Below are 11,479 nucleotides of genomic sequence, written 5' to 3'. Positions count from 1 at the left end.
CCCCAAACGCAACGACCGCCGGATGCTGTCATCCGGCGGTCGTTGCGCTTGGGGCTGCCTGTCGCTGGTCGGTCAGGACTCGACCTTGGGCGGCTCGACCTCGAGTTTCTGGGCTGCAATCACAGCCTGGGTGCGGGAGTGCACCCCCAACTTGCGCAGGATGGCGGTCACGTGGGCCTTGATGGTGGCCTCGGAGACGTTCAGCTCGTAGGCGATCTGCTTGTTGAGCAGCCCTTCGGTGAGCATGTTGAGCACGCGGAACTGCTGCGGGGTCAGCGATGCGATGGCCTCGGCGAAGCGGGTCTCCTCCTCGTTGGCATCGCCCAGGCTGTCGGCCAGCTCCTTGGGCAGCCACACCTCGCCGTCGAGGATTTCGCCGACCGCCTCGGCGATCAGCTGCAGGGATGAGGACTTGGGGATGAAGCCGGAGGCGCCATAATCGATGGCGCGTCGCACCACGTGCGGCTCGTCGCTGCCGGAAACCACCGCCACCGGAATGTCAGGCGTCTGACCGCGCAGTTGAATCAGGCCGGAAAAACCGTGAGCCCCCGGCATGTGCAGGTCGAGCAGGATCAGATCGGCATCGGGATGACGCGTCACCACCTCGCTGGTCGCCTCCATGGTATCGGCTTCAACGATCTCGGCCTGGGGTGCCAGTTGGCGCAACGCTTGAGTCAGCGCTGCACGGAACAGCGGATGGTCATCGGCAACGATGAATTTCTGGGCAAAGGCCATGGATTCTCCTCCGGTTCCTCGAGCACGGGGCCTACGGCCGCCACACAGGGGGCTATTTCGATTGTTCACCGCATGTTACCCCATGCTTGGGCGCTTCCCAAGCGCATGGAAGCCACTGTCGACAATTCATTCGTCATCCGCCCTTCCATGCCAATACAACGCGGCGGAAACGGGACAACTTCCGTTTCACATGGATACAGCAACGTCCTTGATGGCGGAGAAACCCGACTCCTATCTTCAAAGACGATGGCAGACGCCAGCAGTGCCGGATTCCCGGTAAATGGAAGTACTCAGTACACGAAGCACTACGTGTACGAACGGAACCTCAAGGAGCAGACCCCATGGCACAGCGTAACCAGAACCCCGGCAATTTTGCCAACGACCCGAAGAAGGCCTCCGAAGCCGGCCAGAAAGGCGGCCAGCGCAGCGGCGGCAACTTCGCCAACGACCCGCAGAAGGCCTCTGCAGCCGGCCAGAAGGGCGGCCAGCGCAGTAGCGGCAACTTCGCCAACGATCCGCAGAAGGCCTCTCAGGCCGGCCAGAAGGGCGGTCAGAACAGCGGGGGCAATTTTGCCAACGACCGTCAGAAAGCCTCCGAAGCCGGCCGCAAAGGCGGCAAGAGCCAAGGCCACTGAGCGCCTTGTCGAGCACAGCCTGTCGGAGTTCCGCTCCGACAGGCTGTGCCTCTCGGCCATCTCCTTCAGCTCACAGGCAAGCCGTACCCGGCTTTGTCTGGGCAGGGACTGCCGTGCTGGAGGTGGTCATAGTGTCGAGCAGCAGGAGGCACCATGTTTCATCACTCGTCGAAGTTGCAATACCCGGTCAAGGTCGACAAGCCGAACCCTGAATTCGCCATGCTGCTGCAACAGGCGATCGGCGGCGTCGAGGGCGAGATCCGGGTTGCCATGCAGTACTTCTTCCAGGCCATGGGGGCTCGCGGCGACGACCGCATTCGCGACATGTTGATCTCGACGGCCACCGAGGAGCTCTCGCATATCGAGATGCTCGGCCATGCCGTCGCCCTCAACCTGGAGGGTGCTCCGGTCTCCTATCAGGAAGCCTCGGCCAAGGACCCGGTGGTACGCGCCATTCTGGGTGGCACCAACCCACGCCATCTACTCTCCTCCGGCCTTGCCGCACTGCCGGAAAATGCCAATGGCGTGCCGTTCGACATGAGCCACATTTACGCCACCGGTAACGTCGGTGCGGACATGCTGGCCAACGTCACCGCCGAGGCAGGCGGTCGCGTGCTGGCATCGCGTCTCTACAACTGGACCGACGATCATGGCATGAAGGATTTCCTCGCCTTCCTGATCGCCCGCGATACGGCCCATCAGCAGCAGTGGCTGGCCGTGATAGAGGAGATGGGCGGCCTTGAGGCCCAACTGCCGATTCCCAACGCCACGCCCGAGGCACACGAGGCGACGGAGCACTCTTACTACTACCTCAACACTCTGCTGGACAAGGAAGCGCCCAAGGGTCGCTGGAGCGAAGGCCCGTCGTTCGACGGTCGCGGCGAATTCTCGGTGCGGAACCAGCCGGCACCGGAGGGCCAGGAGCCCAAGCTGGGCCCGGCCAAGCCCCACTCCGGCGCTCAGGAAGAGCAGATCAACCCGCCGCAGTGAATCCGGTGGAATCATCATGGACGACACCTAAGGAGAGAACCAATGGGTACCGAACCGCAAAGCCCCAAACATCTGGAAGATTGGCTGCGCGATGCGCATGCCATGGAGAAGCAGGCGGAAAAGATGCTCGAAGCCCAGGCCAGCCGCCTGGAGCATTATCCGCAGCTCAAGTCGCGCATCGAGCAGCACCTGACCGAGACGCGCGGTCAGACGGAGAAAATCGAGCAGTGTATCGCGCTGCTCGGCACCGACCTATCGGCCGTCAAGGATCTGGGCGGCAAGCTTGCCGCTTTCGGTCAGGGCATGAGCGGCATGATGGCAGGCGACGAAGTGGTCAAGGGCGCCATGGCCAGCTACGCCTTCGAGCACTTCGAGATCTCCAGCTACAAGGTTCTGATCCAGGCGGCCAACAAGGTGGGCAAGCCCGAGATCGCCCGGATCTGCGAAGAGATTCTCAAGGAGGAGGAGGCCATGGCAGAGTGGCTCGGTAATCACCTCGACGAGATCACGCAGCAGTTCCTGGAGCGTTCTGAGGATAGCGACCTGCGCGCCAAGACCTGAGCGCACCGTTTCCCAAGAGCGCCGTTTCTTGATAGACCCAGTGCATTTCCGTAGGCCCCCGCCTCCCCGGCTCCCCGCCGGGGTTTTTTCCGTCGTGCACTGTCTTGCAGCGTAGCCTCACGGCCCCACCTCTCACCCGTCCGACTCGCACGCGCCATGCCCAGACGTGAGCCATACGAGACAATAGCGCCGTGCCCAGAGGCACGGCGCTATTGCATCCGAGCGAGGTGGATCGATCACATATGGTCGCGCGGTATCACCTTCTCCCAGTTCTTGGAGAAGACGCGGTACTCGTCCTCATAGCCATCGAGCTGGGCGTGGATGTAGAAGTTGCTCTCGTCGCAGCTCAGCACCGTGCGCGTGTAAACCTCGACGTTCCAGTCGTCGCGCTTGAACGCACGCTCGGTATAGGTCTCACCGCGCGCCGAGGTGAAATCGTCGTTGAAGGTGCTATACCACTCGCGGGTGCTGCGCCTCACCTCGGTACCGATGTCCTCGATACGGAAATGACCCTGATCGTTGATCACTTCGAGGGTGGACTCCTTGGTCGCCAAGTCGCGATGCAGCAGCCAGTTGTGCTCGCTGGCCGCATAGGTGTGCACGTTGAGCGGGGGCGCTTCTTCGGGCTCGTTGAACTCCGGCAGGCGCCGATCCTCTTCCCCCGGGGTTCGCTCGGGCAGTATCAGCGCGCTGCCTTCAGGGTAGATGTCGACCTGAGCCGGCTCCGGCGGCAGCCAGGCCAGGGGCCAATAGGAGGTCGAGACCGACAGGCGCAGCTGATGTCCTGCCGGAAAGCGCTGAGCGATACCGTTCATCGGGATACGCACCCGATAGCGGCGATGCGGTACCAGCGGCTCGGGGTCGGCGTCGCTGTCACGATGAGAAAGGTTGAGCAAGCCATAGGTGACTCGGGTCGCCTTGCCGTCGGGCGCCACGTCCGAGAGACGCACGGCGAGCATCGCCTGGGGCTTGTGACTGGAGATCTCGAGTTCGATCTCAGGCATGCCGAAGATATCCACAGGCTCGGCCAGCTCTCGGCTGCTGAAGATCAGCGAGCCGCCATCCTCTTCGCGCTGGTCGCCGGGCAGGTCCGGCGTTGCGGCATAAGAGCACCACTTGCCCGCCGCCAGACCCACACTCAGCGGCGATTGCAATGCCAGGGCGCTCTCCTGAGCGTTGCGCTGGTGAGGCCCGCCGTGGCCTTCACCCATGTGGATGGTATAAGGGCCAAGCTCATAGCGCCGCTCGCTGATGTTGGCCGAAGGCCAGGCAGACTCACCGATCCAGCGCCCGGGCCGCTCTTCATAGGAGGTATCGGGCGGCACGCTGTCCTGCTGCCAGGCACGCAGCATGGGTTCGTCCATGATGCCCGTGTCCCGGCCCTTCAGCCAATGATCCCACCAGCGCAGCGCCTCCTGCAGAAAGCCGATGGCCGGCCCCGGCAGCCCCTGGTGCGGATACTTGTGGCCCCAGGGTCCGATCAACCCCTTACGCGGCACCTCGAGGTGTTGCATCAGGCGCAGCACGGTGTTGGTGAAGCCATCCGCCCAGCCGCCGATGGCATATACCGGGCACTGGATCGCCGCATAGTGCTCGTTCACCGAACTGGTCGTCCAGTAGGCACTGCGGCGCTGATGCTCGAGCCAGGGCTCGAGCCACAGGCCGCTGTTCTCCATGCGGTCGAACCACATGTCGCGCCAGCGGTTGCCGACGATCTGCGGATCCGGCGGCAGGCTGTTGAAGGCGAACATGACCGTGGCTTCGGAGAGGTTGTCGCCGAGCAGGCAGCCGCCCATGTAGTGCATGTTGTCGGCGTAGAGATCGTCGCTCGAGCAGATGCTGATGATCGCCTTCAGCTCGGGTGGCCGCCGGGCGGCTACCTGCAGGCTGTTGAAGCCACCCCAGGAGATACCCATCATGCCGACGTTGCCATCGCACCAGGACTGCTCGGCGAGCCAGGCGATGGCATCGACGGCATCCTCCTGCTCCTGCTGGGTGTACTCATCCGTGACCACGCCGTCGGAGTCGCCGCTGCCGCGCATGTCCACCCGCACGCAGACATAGCCATGCCCGGCCATGTAGGCGTGGTTGGCGTTGTCGCGCGCGCGGGTGATGTCACGCTTGCGGTAAGGGATATACTCCAGTATCGCCGGCATGGGCGTTCCCTCGGCTCCCTCCGGCAGCCAGATCCTGGCTGCCAGCTGAGCCCCGTCGCGCATCGGTATGAAGACGTTCTCTATCTCGCGAACCTGGTAGGGAAACGAATCCATGATGCTCATGGTTCCTCCTTGCGGGTTCATTCGATGGGTTCGATCTCGAACTCGAGGGCCTCCAGACAGGCTCTGTAGCGCTCCTCGATCTGATCATGATCCTCGCCTGCCACGTAAAGAGTGCCCAGGCGATAGCAGAAATTGTCCTGATGCATCAGTTCGCCCAGGCGAGTGCCGGGCTCCACGTCGATCCTCACCTTGGTGCCCGGAAAGCGCTGGGTGAGCGCCTCGATCTGCGCTTCGCTCGGCACCCGCTTGACGATGCCATCGCGATGTTCGTAGGGGATGTAGCACTTGGCAGCCACCGCTGCCACGCCCTGCCGATTGGCCAGCGAAGGACGCTCGCCGAAAGCGATGTCGACCGCCACCTCATGGTTGGACATGCCGTCGACCATGATGAATATCTCGCTATGAGACTGTGAGATTCGGGTATTCACCTCGATCAGCCACAGCTTGTCCTGAGCCTCGTCCCACATGAACTCGGCGTTGAAGCAGCCGTTGTCGTAGCCGATGTGCTCGAGGAAGCGACGCGAGACATCGATCATTTCACGATGGATGCGCTCGGGCAGATTGCTCGGGTACTCCAGCCGGTCGTAGGGGATCTCCTTGTTGACCGAGTTGGGCTGGGCAATGATGCCGTGGACGTTGAACTCACCGCGATATACCGTGCCTTCAGGTGCGCCTTGCACCCCGGAAACGATCTGCTCGGCAATGCAGGAATTACCGTCCATTTCCTGTATGTGCGATGGCAGTTCGGCATGGCGCAGCGCCTCGTTGAACGGGTCGCCGAGCTGACGGATACCCTGGCGAATCTCCTCGATGGCAGCATGAAACTGCTCGTCGTTCTCGATCCTGAAGCCTAGGTGCGAGGAGAACGCCTTGACCGGCTTGATCCAGAAGGGATAGTCGAGTGTTACCTGGGAAAGCGGATTCTCGACGAAGGGGTCGACGGCGCAGAATTCCGGTACGACTTCGGGAATGACCTTCTGCTGCTCGAGCCTGCTCCAGTATTTGTGCTCGCACTTGAGTACGCTTTCCACCGAAGGCGAGGGTATGTCGTACTCCCGGCACAGAATGGGGACCATCACGCTGGTGGGAAAATCCCATTGGGCCACGATGGCATCGACGGAACCGTCGAACGCTGCGAGCTTCTGGCGCGCCTGGTCCAACAGTTCGTCAAAGGAAAATTGGGGTGACTCGACGGCTGTCTTGACCGACAGCAAGCTGTGCACTTCGAACTGGTCGGAGTGGCGCAAGGTTTCCAGCTCCTCGCGCTGAATTTCCTCCAGCGCCACGACGAAAATGTTCCGCTTCATCCATCTGTCTCCATGACGGTACTTTTTTGGAAACCCCAATCCCGGGACTTCCTGCTTCCTTACCCTTCACAAGATAAGGAGCCGGCGCCAAAGGTTCCACGGCCAAGACGATTCTTTACCCATGGGCACTCTGAGGAAACACAACGGAACCCAAGATGACGGATAGCGTTGGTATTTGCGCCAGGAACAAGCGCAGCTAGGCTGAAGGTGTGGCTGTGTACCGCAATCAGCGGCCAAGGATGGAGCCGATGGAGAAACTCGAGGAGTATCGCCGCAAGCGCGATTTCGAGCGCACCCGCGAGCCTGCCGGTGGAACCGACAAGGGATCGGCAACGGGCAACCTTTACGTGATGCACAAGCACGCGGCGAGCCACGACCACTTCGACCTGCGCCTGGAGCAGAACGGCGTGCTCAGAAGCTGGGCGCTGCCCAAGGGGCCGAGCCTCGAACCCGGCGAGAAGCGTCTGGCCGTGGAAGTGGAGGATCACCCGCTGGAGTACGGCGGGTTCGAAGGCGTGATCCCGGAAAAATCCTACGGCGGCGGCACCGTGATGCTGTGGGACCGCGGCACCTGGCAGCTCAAGGGCAAGCCCAAGCCGGACCGAATCGATATCGAGCTCGACGGCGAAAGGCTCAAGGGCAGTTGGACCCTGACCCGCATGAGCGGAAAACGTCAGGACAAGCACGCTCGCAACTGGCTGCTCATCAAGCACCACGACGACAAGCCGCGCATGGACGCATCGTTAACGGTAGATCTGGACGAAAGCATCGTCAGCGGCCGCAGCATGGGCGAAATCGCCGAGGAGCGTGACGATACCTGGGGCGCCGACACGACCGAACTTCCCGATCCAAGCCGTCTCGACGGTGCACGCAAGGCCAGGCTGCCAAGAGAAGTGAAGCCGCAGTTGGCCACTCTGGCCCGCGAGGTGCCAACCCAGGGCGAGTGGATCCATGAGATCAAGCTCGACGGCTATCGCCTGCTGGCCCGCATCGAAAAGGGCGACGTGCGCCTGATCACCCGCAATGGCAAGGACTGGACCCAGCGCTTTGCCGGGATCGCCCGGGCGCTCGAACCGCTGCCGGTGGACTCGGCGCTGCTCGACGGTGAGGTGGTGGCCATGGGCAAGGATGGCATCAGCCGCTTCGACGAGCTGCAGGAGGCGCTCTCCAGCGGCCGCACATCTGCCCTGGTCTACCAGCTCTTCGACCTGCTCTACCTGGAGGGATACGACCTGGCCAAGGTGCCTCTGCTGGAGCGCAAGCGCACACTCGCGGCACTGCTCGAGGCGGCGGACATGGCCTCGGCAAACGGCACCATCCGCTACTCCGACCATCTCGACGCTCAGGGCGAGGCCTTCCACGAGCGCGCCTGCCAGATGGGGCTAGAGGGCATCATCTGCAAGCGCGCCGACAGCCGCTACCAGCAGAAGCGCAGCCGCGACTGGCTGAAGGTGAAGTGCGTCAGCCACGAGGAGTTCATCGTCGGCGGCTACACCGAGCCCGGCGGCTCACGCAGCGGATTCGGCTCGCTGCTGATGGGCGCCTACGGCAAGCAGGGTTTGATATACGCCGGGCGCGTTGGCACCGGTTTCAGCCATCGTCTGCTCGAACGACTGAGCGCCACCCTGCAGGAGCTCGAAGTGAAACGCTCCCCCTTTCACGGCAGCGTGCCGGACAGCCGCGCCGTGCACTGGGTGCGCCCCGAGCTGGTGATCGAGGTGGAGTTCACCGAACGCACCCGCGACGGCCGCCTGCGTCACCCGGCCTTTCGCGGCCTGCGTGAGGATCGCAATCCGGAGGAAATTCGCATGACCCCGACCAAGGAGATGGCTGCCGAAGGCACTTCGACAAAGGACGCCAAGCCGGACAAGCCGGCCACGCGCAAGCGCAAGGACGAAACCTCGCTGCTTGGCGTGCGCCTGACCAGCCCCGACCGGGTGCTGTTTCCCGAGCAGGGGCTGACCAAGCTCGACTTGGCGCGTTTCTATGAGCAGATCCAGGAGTGGGTGCTGCCCCACCTGGCCAGGCGGCCGCTGTCATTGGTGCGCTGCCCCCAGGGGCGCAACGACGAGTGCTTCTTCCAGAAGCACCCACGCAGCGCCATTCCCGACAGCGTGCCGCGCATCGACGTGCCGGAGAAGAAAGGCAGCGCCGAGTACGTCTATGTCGAGTCCGCCGCCGATCTGTTCGGCCTGGTGCAGGCTGGCGCGCTGGAGATCCATCCTTGGGGTAGCCGCATCGACCACCTCGAACAGCCCGACAATCTAGTGTTCGATCTCGACCCGGACGAAGGCATCGCCTGGAAGGAAATCCTGCGGGTCGCCGGCACCCTGCGCGAGCGGCTGGAGTCGCTGGGACTCACCCCCTTCCTGCGCACCACCGGCGGCAAGGGGCTGCACCTGGTGGTGCCGATCGAACCCGGCGCCGAGTGGGACCGGGCCAAGGCCTTCGCCAAGGGGGTTGCCGAGGCTCACGCCAAGGACGATCCGCAGCGGCTCACCACCAACATGTCCAAGGCCAAACGCGAGGGGCGCATCTTCATCGACTACCTGCGCAACGGCCGCGGCGCCACGGCGGTGGCCTCCTACACGGTGCGCGCCCGCCAGAATGCCCCGGTAGCGGTGCCGATTCGCTGGGACGAACTCAACGCCGCACTGCGCGCCGACCGCTACAACGTGCAGAACCTGCGCCGGCGGCTCTCGGCCCTGCGCGAGGACCCCTGGGCAGGCTTCAGTGAGGCGGCACGCCCGCTGGATGCCAAGCTGCTCAAGGCCGTGGGAGTGAAATGACACTGGTCTTGTACCGGAGGGAATGACATGAGCGAAGCGCCCTGGTGGATGGAGAGCGGCCCCGAGACCTGCCAGTTCTGCCTGCGCACCTTCCACTACGAGGCAGGCTACCACTGCATCTACTGCGACCGGCCGATCTGCCCGGCCTGCGTCGCGGCACGCTTCGACACTCGTGACACGCTGTGCCCCGAATGTCACGAAGAAGAAAAGTGCCACGAAGAAGAGAAGTGCCAAGGAGGAAAGGCGTGATGGCGGCACGGGCGATGTGGAAGGGCGTGATCCGCTTCGCTGAAGTGGAGGTGCCGGTGAAGCTCTACTCCGCGGTACAGGACCGCAGCGTGCACTTCCGCCTGCTGCACGAGAAGGACCGCTCGCCGGTCAAGCAGGCCATGGTCAACCCCGATACCGACGAGATCGTCCCCCACGCCGAGACACGCCGCGCTTATCGCACCGATAAGGGCAGCCTGGTGGTGTTCGACAAACAGGAGCTCGAGGCGCTGGAGCCGGATTCGGGCCGCGACATCGAGGTGATCCGCTTCATGCCGCCGCAGGTGATCGATCATCGCTGGTACGACCGCCCCTACTACCTGGGCCCGGATGGCAGCGAGTCGCTCTATTTCGCCCTCGCAGAGGCGCTGGCAAACAGCGGCAAGGAGGGGTTGGCACGATGGGTCATGCGCAAGAAGAGCTACGTCGGCGCCCTGCGCTTGCATCGCGGCGTGCCGATGCTGATGTCGCTGCGCCACGAGGAGCAGGTAGTGCCGGTGGACGCCCTGGAACCGCCCAAGGGCAAGCCGCTGGACGCCAAGGAGCTCGACATGGCCCGCCAGCTGATTGGCATGCTGGAGGCCGAGTTCGACCCCGACGAGTACCACGACGAGTACCGCGAGCGGTTACTGGAGCTGATCGAGGCCAAGCGACGCGGCAAGAGCGTCAAGGTCACGCCGATTCGCCGCCGCGAAGCTTCCGACGACCTCTCCAAGGCGCTCGAGGCCAGCCTGAAGAAGGAGCGCAAACGTGCCTAGCCAAAAATCCAAAGCCAAGCCGAAGGAGAAGCGCAAGACGAAAGAGAAGAACGAATCGGCCCAGGGCGAGGAGAAGAAACGCTTCCACTCCAGCGGCCCGCGACCGCTGTGGTCGGGCACCATCACCTTCGGCCTGGTCAGCCTGCCGGTCAACCTCTACCCGGCCAACCGGCCCAAGCCGGTGTCGTTGCGCATGGTCGACGCGCATGGCACACCGCTGGCAAGGCGCTACTTCTGTGAGAAGGAGGAGCGCGTGCTCGACTATGACGAGCTGATCCGCGGCTACGAGGTGGAGAAGAATGAGTTCGTGGTGGTGGAAGATCGCGAGCTCGATTCGCTGGCCCCGGAGAAGTCCCAGGAGATCGACCTCAAGCGCTTCGTCGGCCTCGACGAGATCGACCCGATGTATTTCCAGCGCGCCTACTTCATGACCCCCGACAAAGGCGTGACCAAGGCCTACCGCCTGCTGGCCGCAAGCATGGAGGCCACCGGGCGTGCCGGCATCGCCACCTTCGTCATGCGTGGCAAGGAGTACCTGGTGGCGATCATCGCAGAGAAAGGAATCCTGCACGCCGAGACGCTACGCTTCGCCGAGGAGGTGCGCGCCCCTGAGGATATCGCCCTGCCTAAGGCCATCCGGCCCGACAAGCAGCGGGCCAAGGCCATGCAGCAGGCCATCGAGGCCCTGACGGCGAAGGATTTCGAACGCGAGGAGCTTCAGGACCTGCAGAGCCAGCGTATCGTCGCCCGCGCCGAGGAGAAACTCGCACGTGGCGAGGATGTAATCGCGCTGGGCGAGGAAGATGCCCCCGAGTTCGAGCCGGAGCAGGGAGGCGAAGTGGTCGACCTGATGCAGGTGCTCAAGCAGAGCCTGGCCGAAGGTCGCCCGCCCGGGCAGGCGGCACGCAACGACGCCGGCAAGAGCAAGACGGAAAAACGCGCCAAGCCGACAGCCAGGCGCAGTGAGGCGAAGAAACGACCGACGGGCCAGCGCGGCAAAGGCAAGCGCCGCAGCGCCGAGTCGGCCGAGTTGCAAAATCTCTCCCGTGACGAGCTCTACGAACGCGCCCAGCAGCTCAACCTGCCCGGCCGCAGCCGCATGAGCAAGGCCGAGCTGGTCAAGGCCATCGCCGCCGCCGGCTGAGATGAAAAAGCCGG

10 protein-coding genes are annotated in these 11,479 nt (G+C 63.5%); 7 read left to right on the top strand and 3 right to left on the bottom strand.

The window, feature by feature from the left end:
• Positions 1–72: 72 nt before the first annotated feature.
• The gene (locus HOP58_RS08675) at positions 73–735 is read right to left on the bottom strand and encodes a response regulator transcription factor (RefSeq protein ID WP_010629694.1); all 663 of its coding nucleotides are present in this window, start codon (positions 733–735) and stop codon (positions 73–75) included.
• A 341-nt stretch (positions 736–1,076) separates the two neighbouring features.
• Here HOP58_RS08675 and HOP58_RS23260 point away from each other — a divergent pair, with 341 nt between their 5' ends.
• From HOP58_RS23260 to HOP58_RS08655, 3 genes are all read left to right on the top strand, one after another.
• The gene (locus HOP58_RS23260) at positions 1,077–1,370 is read left to right on the top strand and encodes a general stress protein (protein ID WP_346657454.1); all 294 of its coding nucleotides are present in this window, start codon (positions 1,077–1,079) and stop codon (positions 1,368–1,370) included.
• 153 nt (positions 1,371–1,523) lie between these two features.
• On the top strand, positions 1,524–2,360 hold the full coding sequence (locus HOP58_RS08660; protein ID WP_234252717.1) for a manganese catalase family protein: 837 nt from the start codon (positions 1,524–1,526) through the stop codon (positions 2,358–2,360).
• A 42-nt stretch (positions 2,361–2,402) separates the two neighbouring features.
• A complete protein-coding gene (locus tag HOP58_RS08655; protein ID WP_010629697.1) occupies positions 2,403–2,921 on the top strand; it encodes a ferritin-like domain-containing protein in 519 nt (172 codons plus the stop codon).
• Positions 2,922–3,157: 236 nt separating this feature from the next.
• On the opposite strand, the gene HOP58_RS08650 is transcribed toward HOP58_RS08655, so the two are convergent.
• Both HOP58_RS08650 and HOP58_RS08645 read right to left on the bottom strand, forming a co-directional pair.
• Positions 3,158–5,200, bottom strand: coding sequence for a CocE/NonD family hydrolase (locus HOP58_RS08650; protein WP_234252716.1), 2,043 nt, complete (start codon positions 5,198–5,200; stop codon positions 3,158–3,160).
• A gap of 17 nt (positions 5,201–5,217) precedes the next feature.
• Complete coding sequence (locus HOP58_RS08645; protein WP_010629699.1) at positions 5,218–6,507, bottom strand: ATP-grasp domain-containing protein; 1,290 nt, start codon at positions 6,505–6,507, stop codon at positions 5,218–5,220.
• 248 nt (positions 6,508–6,755) lie between these two features.
• Here HOP58_RS08645 and ligD point away from each other — a divergent pair, with 248 nt between their 5' ends.
• The 4 genes from ligD to HOP58_RS08625 are packed head-to-tail and all read left to right on the top strand — an operon-like array spanning position 6,756 to position 11,465.
• The gene (gene ligD, locus HOP58_RS08640) at positions 6,756–9,296 is read left to right on the top strand and encodes a DNA ligase D (protein WP_234260112.1); all 2,541 of its coding nucleotides are present in this window, start codon (positions 6,756–6,758) and stop codon (positions 9,294–9,296) included.
• A 27-nt stretch (positions 9,297–9,323) separates the two neighbouring features.
• Positions 9,324–9,545: a hypothetical protein gene (locus HOP58_RS08635; protein WP_234252714.1), complete on the top strand. Its 222-nt coding sequence runs from the start codon at positions 9,324–9,326 to the stop codon at positions 9,543–9,545.
• Positions 9,545–10,321 carry a Ku protein gene (locus HOP58_RS08630; RefSeq protein WP_234260111.1) on the top strand — a complete coding sequence of 259 codons (777 nt, stop codon included), beginning with the start codon at positions 9,545–9,547 and terminating at the stop codon, positions 10,319–10,321. The genes HOP58_RS08635 and HOP58_RS08630 overlap by 1 nt, the downstream gene beginning before the upstream one ends.
• A complete protein-coding gene (locus HOP58_RS08625; protein ID WP_234260110.1) occupies positions 10,314–11,465 on the top strand; it encodes a Ku protein in 1,152 nt (383 codons plus the stop codon). The genes HOP58_RS08630 and HOP58_RS08625 overlap by 8 nt, the downstream gene beginning before the upstream one ends.
• Positions 11,466–11,479 lie beyond the last annotated feature (14 nt).

Source organism: Halomonas sp. MCCC 1A11062 (assembly GCF_021404355.1).
Lineage (GTDB): Bacteria > Pseudomonadota > Gammaproteobacteria > Pseudomonadales > Halomonadaceae > Halomonas > Halomonas aerodenitrificans.
The sequence above is the reverse complement of the archived record's forward strand: the minus strand, read 5'-3'. Positions and strand labels throughout refer to the sequence as shown.

Bases quoted from the DNA above. Each gene is read 5' to 3' on its own strand.
- HOP58_RS08675 (WP_010629694.1), bottom strand. From the start codon at position 735: ATGGCCTTTGCCCAGAAATTCATCGTTGCCGATGACCATCCGCTGTTC.
- HOP58_RS23260 (WP_346657454.1), top strand. From the start codon at position 1,077: ATGGCACAGCGTAACCAGAACCCCGGCAATTTTGCCAACGACCCGAAG.
- HOP58_RS08660 (WP_234252717.1), top strand. From the start codon at position 1,524: ATGTTTCATCACTCGTCGAAGTTGCAATACCCGGTCAAGGTCGACAAG.
- HOP58_RS08655 (WP_010629697.1), top strand. From the start codon at position 2,403: ATGGGTACCGAACCGCAAAGCCCCAAACATCTGGAAGATTGGCTGCGC.
- HOP58_RS08650 (WP_234252716.1), bottom strand. From the start codon at position 5,200: ATGAGCATCATGGATTCGTTTCCCTACCAGGTTCGCGAGATAGAGAAC.
- HOP58_RS08645 (WP_010629699.1), bottom strand. From the start codon at position 6,507: ATGAAGCGGAACATTTTCGTCGTGGCGCTGGAGGAAATTCAGCGCGAG.
- ligD (WP_234260112.1), top strand. From the start codon at position 6,756: ATGGAGAAACTCGAGGAGTATCGCCGCAAGCGCGATTTCGAGCGCACC.
- HOP58_RS08635 (WP_234252714.1), top strand. From the start codon at position 9,324: ATGAGCGAAGCGCCCTGGTGGATGGAGAGCGGCCCCGAGACCTGCCAG.
- HOP58_RS08630 (WP_234260111.1), top strand. From the start codon at position 9,545: ATGGCGGCACGGGCGATGTGGAAGGGCGTGATCCGCTTCGCTGAAGTG.